We start from the raw sequence: 17,322 nt of genomic DNA, 5'->3' as shown, positions 1-17,322 counted from the left end.
GACAGGTGACCACCACGATCGGTTTTATCGGCCTCGGGATGATGGGACGTCCGATGGTCGAGAATCTGGCGAGCCGCGACGGGCTCGCCGTCATCGCCTTCGACCGCGCACCCGCGGCGCTTGAGGCCCTGACGAGCCTGCCCTCATACGGCAACGCATTATCGACGAGCACCAGGTTGGAGGATCTCACCGGCTGCGACGTCGTGATCACCATGTTGCCGAACAGCGCGATCACCTCGCGCGTGATCGAGGGTGCTGACGGCGAGCCCGGCCTGGTCCGGATCCTGCGGCGGGGCAGCACCATCATCGACATGGGCTCGTCCGACCCGACCGAGACCATCCGCCTGGCGCCGGTCCTGGCAGCGGCGGGCATCGGCTTCGTCGATGCCCCCGTCTCCGGCGCTGTCGCCAAGGCGCGTGCGGGAACGCTGGCGATCATGGCCGGCACTGACGAGGCGACTTTCGCGCGCATCGAGCCGATCCTGGCGCGGATGGGCGCGACATTGATCCGCACCGGCGCCATCGGCTCCGCCCATGCGATGAAAGCGCTCAACAACTACGTCTACGCCGCCGGGCTGCTCGCGGTCTCGGAAGCGCTGGCGATCGCCGAGCGCATGGAACTCGATCCCGGCATCTTCGCCGATGTGCTGAACGCCTCGAGCGGCCGTAACGTCGCCAGCGAGACCAAGCTCAAGCAATTTATCATCCCGCGCGATTTCGCCGGTGGCTTCGCGCTCGCGCTGCAGGCCAAGGACATCGCGACCGCCGCCAAGCTGCAGGGCGTCACCGGCGTCGACGGGCGGCTGCTGCGGCTGTGTGACAGCGTCTGGAAAGAAGCTGTCGACGAGGCCGAGCCGGGCGCTGACAATACCAGCATCTACCGGCATGTCGCACGGCGAAGCGCCGCGACCCGCTCCTGAAACGTACCGCACGACGCCAATCGGAGATAGACCATGTCGCTCATCGCCATTCGCAAGCGCAGCCTGATCGTCGAGACGATCTATCACGAGGGCGGGCCGGCCCCGGAGAAGCCGCTCAAGCTCGCCGCCGCGAGCGCGGTGATCGCCAACCCCTATGCCGGCCGCTATGAGCCGGATCTCATGCCCTTCATGGCCGAACTGCGCTCGCTCGGCACCTTGCTGGCGACCGAGCTCGTCGAGACGCTGGCTGGCAAGGAGAACATCGAGGTCTACAGCAAGGCCGCGATCGTCGGCATCGATGGCGAGATGGAGCATGGCGCGGTCTGGCACGAGGCCGGCGGCTGGGCGATGCGCACCGTCCTCGGCGAGCCCAAGGCGATGGTTCCGGCCGTCAAGGCCGTGGCCTCGGCCGGCTATCGCATGATGGTGCCGGTGCACTATATCCACGCTTCCTACGTGCGCAGCCACTTCAACAGCATCGAGATCGGCATCCAGGATGCGCCGAAGCCGCGCGAGATCCTGTTCTCGCTGGTCATGGGCACCGGCGGGCGCGTCCATTCGCGCCTTGGCGGCCTGCTCAAGGAGAAGGTCAGCGTCGGCGACGGCCAGCGCTGACACGCGCAGCGACCGGATTGCTCGACAATCCGGTCGGGTCGCGCAGCGGCTTCTGAAGCCGGGCATCGGCCCCGCCCCTTGTCGCGAGGGTAGCGTGCTGAGCCTACAGATCGATGCGACCCCCGTGACCGGTGCGATGCCGGTCACGGGGGGCCTGCGTGCCGCCGGCTGTTCGCATGCGGGCATGGCTCGCTATAGCCGTCCCGCCATGAAGTCGACAAAGGCTCTGATGCGCGCTGGCGTGGTGGCGCCGCCGACGAACACGGCGTGGATCACCTCCACATCGCCCGGGTTGAACTCCTCCAGGATCGGGACCAGCCGCCCATCGGCGATCTCCTGCACGACGCTGAAAGCGCCCACGCGGGCGATGCCGACGCCGATCGCCGCGAGTTGGCCCAGTGTCTCGCCATTATTGGCTTCGATGCTGCCTTTCACTGTCAGGGCGACGTCGCGGCCGGCACGAGAGAAGGGCCAGACCGGCTCGACGCGACGGAAGTTGAAGTTCAGGCAGTTGTGATGGTGAAGGTCCTCCGGCACCTGCGGCGTGCCGAAGCGGGACAGATAATCGGGCGAGGCCACGATGATCCGCCGGGTCTCGCCCAGCTTGCGCGCCGTCAGCGCGCTGTCAGCGAGCGGTCCGAAGCGGATCGCGACATCGGCCTGGCCGGCGGCGATGTCCGCCAGCGTGTCGGTCAGCGCGATGTCGACAAGGATATGCGGATAGAGCGCCGCAAACTCGCCGAGCAGCGGCACGACGCAGAGCCGCCCATGCGACAGTGCGGCGCTGACCCGCAGGCGGCCGCGCGGGGCGCCCTGATCGGCGATCTGCTGCTCGGCATCGTCGAGATCGGCGAGGATCCGCCGTGCCGCCTGCAGATAGGCCTGTCCCTCGGCGGTGATCGAGAGCGCTCGCGTCGAGCGCAGCAGCAGCCGCACGCCGAGCCGGACCTCGATGCGGTCGATTGTCCGACTCACCGCTGAAGGGCTCAGGCCCAGCAGTCGCGCCGCCGCCGAAAAACTGCCCTGCTCGACCACGGCTACGAACATCGCCAACGAATGCGCCCGATCGGCGCTCGGTGGTGTCTTTGCGTCCATCGCAGATATCCTCGCCGGCCAACCCGGGTAATCCCGTGCCTGCCTCACCTCTATCTGTGCATCAACATAGCAACAGAAGAGAGAGCCATGGACTATCGTCAACTGGGGTCGTCGGGGCTGCGCGTTCCGGCCTTGAGTTTCGGAACTGGCACCTTCGGCGGCAAAGGCCCGCTGTTCAGCGCCTGGGGACAGAGTGACATTCGCGAGGCGCGGCGGCTGATCGACATCTGCTTGGAGGCCGGCGTCACGCTGTTCGACACCGCGGACGTCTATTCAAACGGCGCCTCGGAGGAAATCCTCGGAGAGGCGGTGCGCGGCCGGCGCGGCGACGTCCTGATCTCGACCAAGACCGGACTGCCGATGGGCGACGGCCCCCAGGACTGGGGCGCGTCGCGGTCGCGGCTCGTCCGCGCGGTCGAAGCCTCGCTGAAGCGCCTCGGCACCGACCATATCGACCTGCTCCAGCTTCACGCCTTCGATGCGTCGACGCCGGTCGAGGAGCTGATGGGCACGCTCGACCGGCTGATCGTCGATGGCAAGCTGCGCTATGCCGGTGTCTCAAACTACCCCGGATGGCAGTTGATGAAGGCGCAGGCCGTCGCCGATCGCCATGGCTGGCCGCGCCTCGTCGCGCATCAGGTCTATTACTCGCTGATCGGGCGCGCCTATGAGACCGAGTTGATGCCGCTCGGCCTCGACCAGGGCATCGGAGCGCTGGTCTGGAGCCCGCTAGGGTGGGGACGCCTGACGGGCAGGATCGGCCGCGACCGGCCGGTGCCCGAAGGCAGTCGCCTGCACGAAACCGAGCAGTTCGCTCCGCCCGTCGAGACCGAGCTTCTCTATCGCGTCATCGACGCAATCGAGGTCGTCGCCGGCGAGACCGGCCGCACAGTGCCGCAGATCGCGCTGAACTGGCTTCTCCAGCGTCCGACCGTCGCGTCGGTGATCATCGGCGCGCGCAACGAGGAGCAATTACGCCAGAATCTCGGCGCCATCGGCTGGTCGCTGACCGCCGAACAGGTCGCGGCGCTCGATGCCGCGAGCGAGGTGCTCCCACCCTATCCTCACACGCCCTATCGGCAGCAGGAGGGCTTCGCCCGCCTGGCGCCGCGCGCTGTCTGAGGTGTCGCCATGAACCTCAATCCCGGCTTGATCGCGCTGTCGGTAGGCGCCTTCGGCATCGGCGTCACCGAGTTCGCACCGATGGGGCTGCTCCCCGTCATCGCCAACGATCTGGGCGTTTCGATCCCCAGCGCGGGGCTGCTGATCAGCGCCTATGCGCTGGGCGTGATGATCGGCGCCCCGTTGATGACCCTGACGACGGGCCGTGTGCCGCGTCGCACACTCTTGATCGGCCTTGCCGGCATCTTCACGGCCGGCAATTTGCTCGCAGCCGTCTCGGACAGTTACGGGATGCTGCTGGCCGCGCGCATCCTGACCTCCTTCAACCATGGCGCCTTCTTCGGCGTGGGCTCGATCGTCGCGGCCGGGCTTGTTCCGCCGCAGCGACAGGCGGGCGCGGTAGCGGCAATGTTCATGGGCCTGACCATTGCCAATGTCGTCGGCGTGCCGCTAGCCAGCTGGGCCGGTGAGCATCTCGGCTGGCGTGCGGCATTCTGGGGTATCGCGGCACTGGGCGTGGCGACCATGGCGGCGCTACGGCTGACCCTGCCGCCGCTGCCGGCACCGAAGAACGCGAAGGCAATGGCGGAGTTGCGCGCGCTGACACGCGGTGCCGTGCTCGGCGCTCTGGCCCTGACGGTGATCGCGTCGAGCGCCATGTTCACCGTCTTTACCTATATCGCTCCGATCCTGCAGGAGGCGACGCAGGCCTCGTCCGCCTTCGTGACGGCGATGCTGTTCACCTATGGCGTGGGCCTCACCATCGGCAATTGGCTGGGCGGCCGCTTCGCCGACCGCTCGGTCGACCGGACGCTGATCGTGACGCTGGCGTCGCTATCGGCCGTTCTCGTCGGTTTCGCGATCCTGATGGGGCATGCGGCTGCGAGTGCCGTGCTGATCTTCCTTTGGGGTATCGCGAGCTTCGCGCTGGTCCCACCGCTGCAGGTGCGGGTGATGTCGGCGGCCTCCGACGCGCCGAACCTCGCATCGGCCGTGAACATCGGTGCCTTCAACCTCGGCAACGCATTTGGGGCTGCGCTTGGAGGCGGCGTCATTGCCGCCGGGCTTGGCTATCCGATGGTCGCGCTGGCCGGGGCCCTGACCTCGGCAGCCGGTCTGGTGGCGGTCATCATCAGCGTGGGACACGCTGCGCGAAGCGATAGGCTGCGGCTCGGTATGCAAACTGGTCGGTAGGCGTCCTGGGTGCCAGGAGCAGCCGAGCTTCTGGCGCCCAACCCATCATCGAACGATCGCTGTGCGTCAGGGGCTGGTACTGGCTCCTTTCCCGATCTCAGGCCATGCCTCAGACAAGGGCCTCCTCCTTCTTGCCGAGCAGCGTGAACAGCACGACCAGCGGCAGGAAGGTCAGCAGGATGAGCACCGTGCCCAGCGCCGATGCGACGCCGAAATTGCCGTTCACGACCTCGTTGAAGATCTCGATCGCGACCGTCGTCGTCGTTCCCGACTGCAGGATCAGCGTCGCACTGAGTTCGCGGATGGTATTCGACCAGGTCAGCAGCGCGCCCGAAAGGATCGCCGTCGCCAGCAAGGGCACGGTGATCTTGGCGAAGGTTCGCCCCGGCCCCGCACCGAGATTGATCGAGGCATCCTCGGTATCGCGCGAGATCTGCTGCAGCATGCTGACCGAGGACCGGACCGAGAAGGGCAGCCGGCGGATGAAATAAGCCAGGATGATGATGGCCGCGGTGCCGGTCAGGGCGAAGGGCGGTTCATGATAGGTCACGACCAGGCCGACGCCCAGCACGATCCCCGGAACCGCATAGGAGAACATCACCACGGTATCGAGCAGGCTCGAAACCGGCCCCGGCCGGCGCACGATGATGTAGGCGATCGCCGTCCCGATGATAGCGCAGAGCAGCGTCGCGACCGTGGTGTAGAACAGCGTGTTCCAGAGCGGCAGCGTGATCCGGTCGAGGATGCGCGCGTAATTGTCGAGCGTGAAGCTCGCGACCAGGACCGGCCCGTTCGACTGCAGGAATGACGAGACGACGATGTTCACCAGCGGCAGGAGCGCGAAGCCGATCAGCAGGAAGACGAAGGCCGTCGCGGCGATGCGCTTGCCCAACGGCTGTTCCTGGACCTGCAGAGGGCGGATCGCCGAGGTCGCGTAGGAAAACCGCGCCGAAAGCCAGCGTTGCAGCAGGAGCGCCCCCGTTGTGACCGACAGGAGCAGCACCGAGAGCGCGCTTGCAAGGACCGGGCGGCCACCGAACTCGTTGACGAACTCGCCATAGATCAGGACGGGCAGGACCCGGAAGCGTTCGCCGAGAATGATCGGCGTGCCGAGATCGGTGAAGGAGGCGATGAAGACCAGCAGGGCGCTCGTGGTGATCGAGGGCACAAGCAAGGGGGCGATCGCGGTACGGAAGGTGCGGAACTCGCTGGAGCCGAGATTGCGGGCGGCATCCTCGACGCTCTGGTCGATCGACTTCAGGCCCGAGGAGACGAGCAGGAAGACGAAGGGGAAGAACTGCAGCGTGAAGACGAAGATGATCCCCGAGGCCCCGTAGATCGAGGGCAGCGAGACGCCGATCGAATTGAAGAACTGGGTCAGGACGCCGCTGCGCCCGAACAGGACGACCCAGGAATAGGAACCGATGAAGGGTGGAGAGACGAAAGTCAGGACGACGGCGGCGCGCACGAAGCCGCGCCCCCAGATCTCGTAGCGATTGACGAAATAGGCTGCGGGAACGCCGAGGCAGACGGCGAAGATCATCGCCCAGATGCTGACCCAGAAGCTGTTGATCAGCGTCTGGTAGTAGAAGCGTTCGGAGAAGAAGTTGACGTAGTTCTCGAAGATGCTGCCGGTCTTGGCCCCGGCCGAGAGGCTGACGCCGACGATGTTCGCGACGGGCACCAGCAGGAGCCCGACGATGAGGACGAGGACGATGGCCGTGACCACCGGCCAGAAGCCGAAATGACGGGCGAGCCCGCCGCCGCGCCGCAGCGGGGTCTCCGTGTCGGTGACGGCGCTCATCAGGCAGCCTCGGGCGCGAACAGGGCGATGGCAGCTGGCGACACGCCGAGGCGGTGCCGGGTTCCGATCTCGGGCAGCATGACGCCGGTCCGGCTCGCCCCCGCGACCTGGACGAGATGGCCACCACCGAGATCGATGGCATAGCGCACGGTCCCGCCGAGGAACTGAATGTCGGTCAGCGTCCCGACGAGCCCGTCACCATCGCCGTCGAGCGGGCGCAATTCGATGTCCTGCGGGCGGAAGGCGGCTTCGAGGGCGCCTTGCGGCAGCTCGCCGCGCAGCTTCGCCGTGAACTGGCCGCCCGGCAGCTCGATCCGGACGAAACCGGCCTCGGCATTGCCGCGATGGACCGCCGGCAGGAAATTGTTCTCGCCGATGAAGCTCGCAACGAAGCGCGTGCTCGGCTTGTTGTAGATGTCGTGCGGGCTGGCGACCTGCTCCAGTCGGCCGCCGCGCATCACCGCGATCCGATCCGACATCAGCAGGGCTTCCTCCTGATCATGCGTGACATAGATCGTGGTCACGCCGATCTTGCGCTGCAGCGCGCGGATCTCGGTGCGCAGATGCATGCGCATCTCGGTGTCGAGATTGGAGAGCGGTTCGTCCATGAGCAGCACGTCGGGCTCGATCACCATGGCCCGTGCGAGCACGACGCGCTGCTGCTGTCCGCCGGAGAGTTCGCGGGGCTTGCGGTGGCCGAGATGGGAGAGACGGGTCAGCGCCAGATAGGTGTCGACCTTCTGCTTGACCTCGGCGGCCTTCAGGCCGCGGGCCCGTAAGCCGTAGGCGATGTTGTCGACGACGCTGAGATGCGGAAAGATCGCGTAGCTCTGGAACACCATACCCGTATTGCGGTGCTGCGGCGCCAGATCGTCGATGCAGCTGTTGCCGAACAGGATGCGTCCGCTCGTCTGCTTCAGAAAGCCGGCGATAATGCGCAGCAGCGTCGTCTTCCCGCAGCCGGACGAGCCGAGCAGGGTGAAGAACTCGCCCTTGGCGATATCGAGGGAGACGCCGTCGACAGCGATGGAATCGCCATAGCGTTTCGTCACCTGATCGATATGGACGGAAGTGGAGGCCATCTGGAAACCCGGTCGGTCGCGCTTGTCACGGAGGGACGGGCGAGAGGTCGCGCTCTCGCCCGCGATCGGCTCGGCGGGAGCGCCTACTGCTGCGTCTTGACGATGATCTTCTGCATCCTGTCGAGCACTTCGGCCCGGCTGGTGGCAGCCCATTTCGCATCGTAGTCGATCAGCTTGAGCTCGCCTGCCGGTTTCATCTCTGGATGGGTCTGGACGCCCTGGCGGGTCGGCCGGCGGCCCGGGAACTTCGCGGTGAGTTCCTTCTGAGCCTCCTCGGAGAGCAGGAAGTCGGCGAACAGCTTCGAGGCCTGCGGGTTCGGCGCACCCTTGACGATGAACATGCCCTCCGGCTCCAGCAGCGTGCCGTCGGCGGGGTAGACGATGCCGGCGGTACCGGCGAGGACGTAGTTGATCGCAGCTTCCTCATAGGTGACGCCGATCGGGTATTCGCCGCGGCCGACCTGCTGGAACACCAGGCTCGATTTGAGGATGATGTTCATGTTCTTGGTCATGTTCTCGACCATCGTCCAGCCCTTGTCGTCGCGGCCGTAGATCAGCAGCCAGGTGTTGAGCGCGGCCAGTGCCGAGCTCGACTTCGACGGGTCGGCATGGACGATCTTGCCCTTCCATTCCGGCTTGGCGAGATCGGCCCAGGTTTTGGGCGCCTGGTCCGGCTTCACCTGGCTCTTATTGTACATCATCACCATGGTGCTGGCGGCGAACGGCGTGTTGTAGCCGTTGGCATCGAGCATTTTGGGCTCGACCTTGGCGAGCTCGGGCGAGCTGTACTTGTCGAAGAGATCGGGCGCCGAGGCGCCGGTATCGGAGAAGCCACCCCACATGACGTCGGCGGCCGGGCGGTTGCGCTCGGCGCGGATGCGGTTCAGCAGCTCGCCGGTGCCAGCCTTCACGGTCGTGACGCGAATGCCGTATTTGTCGCCGAACATCTTGGTGAAATGGTCGACCATTTCGGACGGGTGGGAGGCATAGACGACGAGCTTGCCCTCATGGGCCGGAGCCTGCGCGAAAGCCGCCGCTCCCAAGGCGAGCGAGGCCATGGCCCCGGTCATCAGTGATTTGAAGAGTGTCTTCATGGGTTCCCTCCGCTGCGTTCGTTCTGCGTTTTGCGCCTGCCGGCCGAACGATCCGACGGCGCTTTCGGTCTTCGAGGCTCAGACGATGCCGCCACCGCTTCCCGTGCTGAGCGGGCGACGCGCGGCGACGCGCTTCCGGTAGCCGGATAGGCGATAGGCGCCGACCGGTTCGATCGCCCCCCCGGCCCGGCGCCGTGCCTCGGCGAGCAGCGGCGTCACATCGGTGCGGAAGGCGCGGCGCAGGGTCTCCGCGGCCATGGCGGCATCGTTGCGCGCCTGTAGCTCCGCGAGTTGCGCCCGGTCGACGAGCAGCGCCTGCGCATGGGCACGCCTGGTGGCATCGGCGCTGAGCATCAGGCTTTCGATCGGGTCGGTGAGATTATGCGACTGGTCGAGCATCAACGCCGGAGCCTCGTCCCAGGCCCGGCGCTGCTCGGCATCGACCAGTTCGTTGAAGACCAAGAAGAGCCGGAACGGATCGACCGAGCCGGCATCGAGATCATCGTCGCCGAAGCGGGAATCGTTGAGATGGAAGCCGCCGAGCTTTCCGGCCGAGATCAGGCGCGCGACGATCAGCTCGATATTGGTCGAGGGGGCGTGATGGCCGAGATCGACGAGGCAGCGCGCCCGGTGGCCGACGGCCTGGGCCGCCAGAAGGCAGGAGCCCCAATCCTGCACCACCGTCGCATAGAAGGCGGGCTCGAAATTTTTGTACTCGAGGAGCAGCCGCCAGCTTTCATTGGGCAAAGCCGCCTCGATCGCGGAGACGGATTCGACATAGCGCTCGAAGGCGCGCGCCAGATGGGACTGGCCGGCGAAGTTGCTGCCATCGGCCAGCCAGATCGTCAGCGCCCGTGCACCCAGCACCGCGCCCTGGCGGATGCAGTCGATATTATGCGCGATGGCCTGCGCCCGCACCTCGGCGTCGGCATGCGACAGGCTGCCGAACTTGTAGGAGAGCGCCTGGCCGGGCTGGTCCTGGAAGGTGTTGGAGTTCACCGCATCGAAGCCGAGGCCGAGCTCCTGCCCACGCGCCCTGACCGTCGCCATGTCGGCGACCGCGTCCCAGGGGAAATGCAGCGAGACGCGTGGCGTCGCCCGGCCGAGCTGCTGGATGACGGCACAATCCTCGAGCTTGTCGAAGATGTCGGCGGGCTCGCCCGGTCCCGGGAAGCGCGCGAAACGCGTGCCGCCGGTGCCGACGCCCCATGACGGGACCGCGATCTCCAGCGCCGAGACCTTGTGCAGCAGCGCTTCGCAATCGATGCCCCGTCGCGCCAGCGAGCGCGAAAGCGCCTCGTAATCCTGCGCGAGCCCGCCGGCCTCCTGCCGGTTATGCGCTTCGATGATGCCGGGATCGATCAGGAGCTCTGCCATGATCTATCTCGTGAAGGCGGGCGCGTGCCCGGCATCGACATTGAGAATGTTGCCGGTCGACTTCGCGGAGAGGTCCGAGGCGAAGAAATAGACGGCTTCGGCAATGTCCTCGGGGAAGACGTTGAGCTTCAGCATGCTGCGCTGGCGGTAGACCTCGTCCAGAGCATCGGGGGCGACATTGTAGGCCCCTGCGCGTTGCGCACGCCATTCGCCTTCCCAGATGCGCGAGCCGCGCAGCACGGCATCGGGGTTGACGACATTGGCGCGGATGCCATGCGGCGCGCCTTCCAGGGCGAGGCAGCGGGCCAACTGGATCTCGGCAGCCTTCGCCGTGCAATAGGCCGAAGCGTTGGGCGAGGCGACCAGCGCGTTCTTCGAGGCGATGAAGACGATGGAGCCGCCGCGCGCCTGCGCCCTCATCAGCCGGAACGCCTCGCGAGAGACCAGAAAGTAACCGGTCGCGAGAATGTCGATATTGCGCTGCCAGAGTTCGAGGCTGGTTTCCTCGAGCGGCGCGGCCGAAGCGATTCCGGCATTCGATACGAGGATGTCGAGCCCGCCGAAGGCGAGCGCCGCCTCGCCGAACAGGGCGATGACGGTCCGCTCATCGGTCACGTCGACGGGAAAGGCCGCGACACGGTCACGGCCGTGGCTCTTGACCAGCGCAGCTTCGGCCTCGCGCAGCGCCGCCCTGTCGATGTCGCAGATCACGACGCAGGCGCCTTCGCCGAGCAGCCTTCGGGCCGTGGCGAGGCCGATGCCGCCGGCCCCGCCAGTGACCAGTGCGATCCGTCCCTCGAGCGGCTTGCCCTTCGGCAGCCGCTGCAGCTTGGCTTCCTCGAGCAGCCAGTATTCGATGTCGAAGGCTTCCTGCTCCGGCAGCCCGACATAGGTCGAGGCCGCGCTGGCGCCGCGCATCACGTTGATGGCGTTGACGTAGAACTCGCCGGCGATCCGTGCCGTCGCCTTGTCGGCGGCGAAGGTGAACATGCCGATCCCAGGCACGAGGATGACGACAGGGTTGGTATCGCGCACAGGCGGCGAGTCCGGGCGCCTGCAGCGCTCGTAATAGCCGAGATAGTCGGTGCGATAGGCTGCGATCGCCTGTCGTAGCGTCGGCAGCAGTTCCTCGCCATCGAGGCGCGAGGCATCGATCTCCAGCACCAGCGGGCGGATCTTGGTGCGCAGGAAATGATCGGGGCAGGAGGTTCCGAGCGGCGCCAATGCGGCGAGGTCGCGGCTGCAGACGAAATCGAGTACCGCCGCCTGATCGTCGAAATGGCCGACCTTCGCGCGCCCTTCCGAGACGAGGCCGCGCAGGATCGGCATCAGGCGGGCCGCCGTCATGCGGCGCTGCTCGGGTGCCAACATGTCCACGGCTGCACCGCCGAAAGCCGGCTTGCCAGCCTCTTGCTCGACCAGCCAGGTGATCGCGCGATTGATCACCTCGACCGTGGTCTCATAACAGCCACGCTGGGTATCGCCCCAGGTAAAGAGCCCGTGGCTGCCGAGAATGACGCCGCGCGCGCGGGGATTGTCGCGCACGAAGCGCTCCAGCATCAGCCCGAGTTCGAAGCCCGGCCGCCGCCAGGGCAGCCAGCCGATCTCGTCGCCGTAGATCTCGCGCGCGATCGCCTCGCCATCGACCGAGGCGGCGATGGCGATGATCGCATCGGGGTGGACATGGTCGACATGCGGACGGTCGATCAGGCCGTGAAGCGGGGTGTCGATGCTGGCGGCGCGCGGGTTCAGGCCGAAGGTGCAGTGCGGATAGAGGGCGACGGCATCGTCCTCCATTTCCGGACCGGTATAGGCCTGCCGGACGCTGCGAAAACGCGCCATGTCGAGCGTCGCGAAACCGTCGAGCCGGATCGAGCCGAGATCGCCGCCCGAGCCCTTGACCCACATCACCTCGACCGGGGCGCCGGTCAGGGGATCGGGCATGTCGAACTTGGAGGAGGTGTTGCCGCCGCCGAAATTCGTGATGCGCTTGTCGGCGCCGAGCAGGTTCGAGCGATAGACCAGCAGATCCTGTGGCGAGAGCGTCTCCGCCAGCCTCTCATCCCATGAGCTGGTGAGCAGACGCGACAAACCGCCCGCAACGGCGTGATCGGCCATGAGATCCTCGACTTCGGCGTTTCCGGCGAGCGGCTCGTATCGACCGCCTTTTCATAAATTCATCGCGAACTCTCAATCATTGTCAAGTTCGATCAAGTTCTGTCATTTTCTTGCAAGCGGCATTGCGATGCGCCTGAAAAAATGAAGGATGCAGCCGGCAGCGACCGGCGCCGGGCCAAGGCGGGGAAACGGAAACAGATGCTCGAACGCGAACGGCACCGGCTAATCGTCAAGCTGACCAACGAGCGCTCGATCATCGCGCTCTCCGATCTCGTCGACATGCTGGATGCATCGGAGGCGACGATCCGGCGGGATATCGCGGCGCTCGACCGCAATGGCGAGCTGCGCCGGGTTCGCGGCGGGGCGGAGGCGCTGCGGCCGCGCCATCAGCACCAGCTCGCGGGCGTGCCCTTCGCCATGAGCCGCGACGTCAATGTCGCGCAAAAGCAGGCGATCGCGCGCGAGGCGGCCCGGCTGGTCGAGGACGGCATGAGCGTCATCCTCAATGCCGGCTCGACGACCTTCGAACTGGCGCGCCTGTTGCGCGGGCGCAACCTCGACGTCCTGACCAATTCATTCTCGATCGCAGGCGAACTGCTCTCGGTGCGCCCGGGCTGCCGCGTGACGATTCCGAGCGGGACGGTCTATCCCGAGCACAACATCATCCTGAGTTCCTTCGAGCATGACGGCACCGAGAGCTTCGCCGGCGAGGTGCTGTTCACGAGCTGCTACGGGCTTGGCCGCGCTGGAGCGACCGAGAGGGATCCGCTCATCGCCCGCGCGGCGCAGAAGCTGGCGCATCGGGCCGAGCGCGTCGTAGTGCTGGCGGACAGCGCGAAGCTCAAGGTCCGTTCTTCCATGATCGTCGCTCCGCTCGAGGAGATCGACATCATCATCACCGATAGCGGTGCCGGCGCGGCCGAGATCGAGCTGCTCCGCAGTCTGTGCCCCGATGTCCGTGTCATGGAAGCAGCGACTGCGACCAAGCCGCCGAGCCTGCGCTCAGCGTCCTGAATCCTGGGCTTCGGCGATCATCTCCTGCCAGGTGTTGCGATAGCCTTCTAGATTCAGGTCGAGCGCGGCGATCTCCTGCGCGGCGAGCGCGTAGTCCGGCAGCTGCCCGGCCTGCGACGGCCAATGCGCGAGCAGCGCCGCGCCGACGCCGGTTCCGTGCTGGTCCCGCGAGGCGAGGACGCGCACGTCCGGCAGAAGCGTGGCGAGCGCCCCGAGATAGAGCGGATTGGTGGCGAAGGGCCCGTCGACATAGAGCTTGGAAACGCGGCCGGTGAGGGCGAGGCTTTCGCAGGTCATCAGAGCGCAATAGAGCGCCGCCAGCGCCGCGTTCTGCGCCGGCCCGGATGGTGTTCCGCGAATAGCCCCGCTTCTTCCACCGAACGGCCCGCCCGCCGCAAAGGAAGGCAGCGCGAAGATCTGCGCCGCCACGACCGCGCGCAGATCCTCGAGATCCGCTTGCTCGCTGAACTCTGCCAGCGCGGCATATTCCCGCCCGCCCATGAAGCGAGCCGAGGCCACGGGGCGCCCGAGCACATCGATATTCGCCAGCGTATCGCGCTCGGCCGAAAGGCCGGGGACATTACCCTGGGTGTTGAAGCAGACGAACCAGGTGCCTGTGCTGACGAGCGCGAAGGGGTCCCGCGAGCCGGCGAGATAGCGCAGGAAGGCGGCGTTGCTGTCATGCGCGCCGGCCAGGACCCGGCATGCGGCGGGCAGGCCGAGCGCAGGCGCGGCCTTGCCGAGCACCGCCCAGGCGGGGGCGATCGGCGGCAACAGGCGGTCCCAGCCCATTGCGCTGGACAGCGAGGAGGGGCCGGCTTTCAAGGGCGCCCAGAGGTCGGTGTGGCAGCCGAGCGATGAGACTTCCGAGACCAACTCGCCGCTGAGCTTCCAGGCCCAGTACTGCGGATAGGCGATCAGCGCCCGAGCCTCGTCGAAGAGACGCGGCGTGGAACGATCGAGCGCGAAGAGCTGCCGTCCGGCATTGAGACCCAAAGGCAGATTCGGCGAAAAGCTCTCCGTGAAATCCGGCCGCAGAATGTCGTACTCGGCCGAAATGGTGTCAGGCACACGCTGTTCGTAGTCGACGATCCCATGGGCAAGCCCGCTTTCGCCCATGATGGCGAAGGCAGCTCCATGTGTGGTCGGCACGATGGCGGAAAGGTCGAAGCGCCTCGCGATCTGCTTCAGGCTGGCCAGAATGAACGTCCAGCAGCGCATCGTGTCGAGGTGCCGGCCATCACTGATGGACGCCATGCCATGAGTGGCGACGACGTTCAGATCGCGATCGACAGCGAGGATCTTGCTGTTGGTCTTGCCTATATCCAACACGGCGGTGACACCGGAAGTCATCGTCGTTCCCCCCGCGACATCGAGACGAACATCGCACCATCCATGCTGCGAAGGCTATTCCCATAGCATCGGAGTTTTCCGAAAAGTGAACTCCGGTTTTCGGAGAACTCCGATGCGGCAACAATGAGATAGATCATCGTGACCGCGTCCGAACGGGCGCGCCGCGATCTAGGATTGAAACGCGCTAGCGAGTTTCGCCTTGGCGTCGATCGATCAGCTCGTCCGAAAACGGAGCATCCGACAGTCCGCGAAGTCGGAAACGGACGTTCATCGAAAGCGGATCTTGCCAGCCTCGACCTCGATCCGGGCCTCGAATGCCATGAAGCTCATGCCAGCAACTGCTCGCGCGAAAGACCGTTCCTTGTAAGTTCGGGCAGAATGTCATTGTCCTGCGCTAGATCACGGCCATAGAGCGCCGAGAAGATGGCAAGCCCGGCCTCATGCAGCGGCATCGGCACGCCGGCCAGCCGTCCGAGCTCGGCGAGCGGCAAGAGCCCGAACGGGACGTCTTCCAGCGTGTAGCGTGTGTCGATGGTGGCCGGGCCGAGCGTTGTCGGCTGGGTCTCCGCCAGCATCCGCGAGGTCTCGCCGAGCGGTGCGTCCGGCACGCCATAGGTCAGCGAATAGTGCTCGCGCATCGTCCGCACCTTGAGGCCGAACGCGGCGGACAGAGCCAGCCGCTCGGCGTCGATGGCTTCGAGCAACCGGCCGACCGCCATGGTCAGATTCTCGCTCTGCCCCCAGGCTTCGCCCTTCTCCATCCGAGTGAAGTTGGCAAGCGCTAGAGCCATGTGGCTTTGCGGATTGACGTTGCTCAGGGAGACGGCGAGCAAGCCATCCACGACACGGAAACGATCGCCGAACAACGTGCGGCAGAGATCTAGGCCCTGATCGGCGAGCCGTCGCGGCAAGGTGGCGATGTCGACCTTGCTGCGGATGGTTGCGATCTTGACCGTGTTCGGTCCGGTACGGCGCGAGCGCAGGATCGTCGTGCTGAGCGCGATGATCGGCACTTCCACGCCGCGCGCGGTGAGCAAACGCGACAGGTAGAAGGCACCGAGCGAGGCGTGCGAGGAGATGATGACCGGCTGCCCGGGCGACAGCAGCGGCGCCATCGCATCCATGACATGCTTGTGCCCGTTCGCCGGTAGGGCGATCAGGACGGCGTCGGCACCAATCACAGCAGCCTCGCAGCTCGGCGCCACGTTGGGCCGGAACTCTCCTGCGATCTTGCCTTCACTGACAAGCGGAGCGCCGGCGGCAAGCGCCTCCGTGCTCTTGCCCGAGGGCGACCAGAGCACGGCCTCATGCCCGTTCTCGGCGAGAAATGCGGTGGCGGCGAAGGCGGCTGCGCCCGCGCCCATGATGGCGACACGCATCGGGGTATCCTCAGTTGAAGAAGCGGCTCGGGCGGAATTCGATAAGCTCGTCGCGCTCACGCCCATGGACGAGCTCGTCGGCGACGACCTCGCCGAGGAAGGCGCCGAGCGTGACACCGCTATGGCTGACCACGGCATAATAGCCGGACAGGCCGGGCACCGGGCCGACGGCGGAATAGGAGTCCTTCGGGATCGGCCGCGTCGCGATCCGGACTGCCTCGACCTCGACATGCTTCAGCGCCGGAACGGTCTTGATGGCGCGGCGCATCAGCTCCTGCGCCTGCGGGTGGGACGGCACGGCGCCTTCGTCGGAGGTCAGCAGGCGATCGAGCTCGTTCGAGCGCAACAGGAAGCGTCCGCCGCCATCGGGCCGCATGTTCACCAGGGGCGTACGCAGCGCGCTTCTGAGCGGCGTGCCCGCCGGCGGGGTATAGGCGACGATGCCGAGTGTCGGCGCCAGCGGGATGCGATGCTGGGGCGTCTGGACGACGTCGTTGAGCCAGCGGCCGGCGCAATTCACCACGACGTCTGCCTCGATCGTCCGGCCATCGGCCAGCACGATGCCGGTGCAGCGCTCGCCGGCCAGCGCGAGGCGGTCGACGCGGGCCTCGATGACGGTTGCGTCATGCCGCTCCACGGCAGCAGCGATCAACGCGCCGGAATAGGGAACAGGGTCGAGCCAGCCGTCCTGGGGATAGTGGATGACCGGGGCGTTCCCGATCGCGTCGGGATTGATCTCGGGTTCGAGCTTGCGGACGTCGTCGAGGCTGAGGACCTCGGCCGGATAGCCCCAGGCGATCAGCTGCTGCAGCTTGGCGAGCGGATCGGTGCCGTCGCGGCCGCCGGCTTCGGCTTCCGCGTCCTGCCATTGCAGCACGCCGGGCCGGTGGTACCAGTCCGCGCCCGGAAACTCGGCCAGGATGTCCTCATGCGCCTGGCGGCCGGCGAAGTTCAGCCGGAAATAGGCCTCCGAGGTCAGCTTCTCGCAGGCATTGACCCAGGCATAGGTCACGCTGGAGGTGCCGCCGCCCGGCCGCCTTTCCTCGACGATGGTGACCTCGGCTCCGGCCTGCGCCAGGCGATAGGCCACCGATGAGCCGACGACGCCGGCCCCCACAACGATTGCTTTCATTGTCCAATCCCCGAAAGGTCAGG

The 17,322-nt window shown here is 66.4% G+C and carries 14 protein-coding genes; 5 read left to right on the top strand and 9 right to left on the bottom strand.

Translation table 11 applies throughout. From position 1 onward, the window contains the following. Positions 1–5: 5 nt before the first annotated feature. Both AC3RCC_RS23790 and AC3RCC_RS23785 read left to right on the top strand, forming a co-directional pair. Positions 6–920 carry an NAD(P)-dependent oxidoreductase gene (locus tag AC3RCC_RS23790; RefSeq protein WP_291636780.1) on the top strand — a complete coding sequence of 305 codons (915 nt, stop codon included), beginning with the start codon at positions 6–8 and terminating at the stop codon, positions 918–920. Positions 921–953: 33 nt separating this feature from the next. Beyond that, positions 954–1,535, top strand: a complete 582-nt coding sequence (locus tag AC3RCC_RS23785) for an amino acid synthesis family protein (RefSeq protein WP_492256814.1) — start codon at positions 954–956, stop codon at positions 1,533–1,535. 192 nt (positions 1,536–1,727) lie between these two features. Here the strand turns inward: AC3RCC_RS23785 and AC3RCC_RS23780 are convergent, their stop codons facing one another. After that, positions 1,728–2,630, bottom strand: a complete 903-nt coding sequence (locus tag AC3RCC_RS23780) for a LysR family transcriptional regulator (RefSeq protein ID WP_492256813.1) — start codon at positions 2,628–2,630, stop codon at positions 1,728–1,730. 87 nt (positions 2,631–2,717) lie between these two features. Here AC3RCC_RS23780 and AC3RCC_RS23775 point away from each other — a divergent pair, with 87 nt between their 5' ends. Together AC3RCC_RS23775 and AC3RCC_RS23770 are read left to right on the top strand one after the other, a co-directional pair. Next, entirely contained in the window at positions 2,718–3,752 is a 1,035-nt protein-coding gene (locus AC3RCC_RS23775; protein ID WP_492256812.1) for an aldo/keto reductase, read from the top strand. A gap of 9 nt (positions 3,753–3,761) precedes the next feature. Beyond that, complete coding sequence (locus AC3RCC_RS23770) at positions 3,762–4,946, top strand: MFS transporter (protein ID WP_492256811.1); 1,185 nt, start codon at positions 3,762–3,764, stop codon at positions 4,944–4,946. Positions 4,947–5,055: 109 nt separating this feature from the next. On the opposite strand, the gene AC3RCC_RS23765 is transcribed toward AC3RCC_RS23770, so the two are convergent. From AC3RCC_RS23765 to AC3RCC_RS23745, 5 genes are all read right to left on the bottom strand, one after another. Then, positions 5,056–6,750: an ABC transporter permease gene (locus AC3RCC_RS23765; protein WP_492256810.1), complete on the bottom strand. Its 1,695-nt coding sequence runs from the start codon at positions 6,748–6,750 to the stop codon at positions 5,056–5,058. After that, positions 6,750–7,832, bottom strand: coding sequence for an ABC transporter ATP-binding protein (locus tag AC3RCC_RS23760; protein ID WP_291636768.1), 1,083 nt, complete (start codon positions 7,830–7,832; stop codon positions 6,750–6,752). The genes AC3RCC_RS23765 and AC3RCC_RS23760 overlap by 1 nt, the downstream gene beginning before the upstream one ends. An 83-nt stretch (positions 7,833–7,915) precedes the next feature. Next, on the bottom strand, positions 7,916–8,926 hold the full coding sequence (locus AC3RCC_RS23755) for an extracellular solute-binding protein (protein WP_291636767.1): 1,011 nt from the start codon (positions 8,924–8,926) through the stop codon (positions 7,916–7,918). Positions 8,927–9,004: 78 nt separating this feature from the next. After that, the gene (gene rhaI / locus AC3RCC_RS23750) at positions 9,005–10,303 is read right to left on the bottom strand and encodes an L-rhamnose catabolism isomerase (protein WP_492256809.1); all 1,299 of its coding nucleotides are present in this window, start codon (positions 10,301–10,303) and stop codon (positions 9,005–9,007) included. A 3-nt stretch (positions 10,304–10,306) separates the two neighbouring features. Then, positions 10,307–12,421: a bifunctional rhamnulose-1-phosphate aldolase/short-chain dehydrogenase gene (locus tag AC3RCC_RS23745; protein WP_492256808.1), complete on the bottom strand. Its 2,115-nt coding sequence runs from the start codon at positions 12,419–12,421 to the stop codon at positions 10,307–10,309. A 198-nt stretch (positions 12,422–12,619) separates the two neighbouring features. On the opposite strand from AC3RCC_RS23745, the gene AC3RCC_RS23740 reads away from it, so the two are divergent. After that, on the top strand, positions 12,620–13,435 hold the full coding sequence (locus AC3RCC_RS23740) for a DeoR/GlpR family DNA-binding transcription regulator (RefSeq protein ID WP_291636762.1): 816 nt from the start codon (positions 12,620–12,622) through the stop codon (positions 13,433–13,435). Here AC3RCC_RS23740 and AC3RCC_RS23735 read toward each other — a convergent pair. The 3 genes from AC3RCC_RS23735 to AC3RCC_RS23725 all read right to left on the bottom strand — a co-directional run bounded on the left by AC3RCC_RS23735 (position 13,424) and on the right by AC3RCC_RS23725 (position 17,299). Continuing rightward, positions 13,424–14,788: an FGGY-family carbohydrate kinase gene (locus tag AC3RCC_RS23735; RefSeq protein ID WP_492256807.1), complete on the bottom strand. Its 1,365-nt coding sequence runs from the start codon at positions 14,786–14,788 to the stop codon at positions 13,424–13,426. The genes AC3RCC_RS23740 and AC3RCC_RS23735 overlap by 12 nt on opposite strands. Positions 14,789–15,114: 326 nt before the next feature. Further along, positions 15,115–16,167 (bottom strand): NAD/NADP octopine/nopaline dehydrogenase family protein, encoded by a 1,053-nt coding sequence (locus AC3RCC_RS23730; protein ID WP_492258824.1) that lies wholly within the window; start codon positions 16,165–16,167, stop codon positions 15,115–15,117. A 10-nt stretch (positions 16,168–16,177) separates the two neighbouring features. Further along, the gene (locus AC3RCC_RS23725) at positions 16,178–17,299 is read right to left on the bottom strand and encodes an NAD(P)/FAD-dependent oxidoreductase (protein ID WP_492256806.1); all 1,122 of its coding nucleotides are present in this window, start codon (positions 17,297–17,299) and stop codon (positions 16,178–16,180) included. Positions 17,300–17,322 lie beyond the last annotated feature (23 nt).

It is taken from the genome of Allobosea sp. GW823-FHT01F03 (assembly GCF_058798075.1).
The sequence above is the reverse complement of the archived record's forward strand: the minus strand, read 5'-3'. Positions and strand labels throughout refer to the sequence as shown.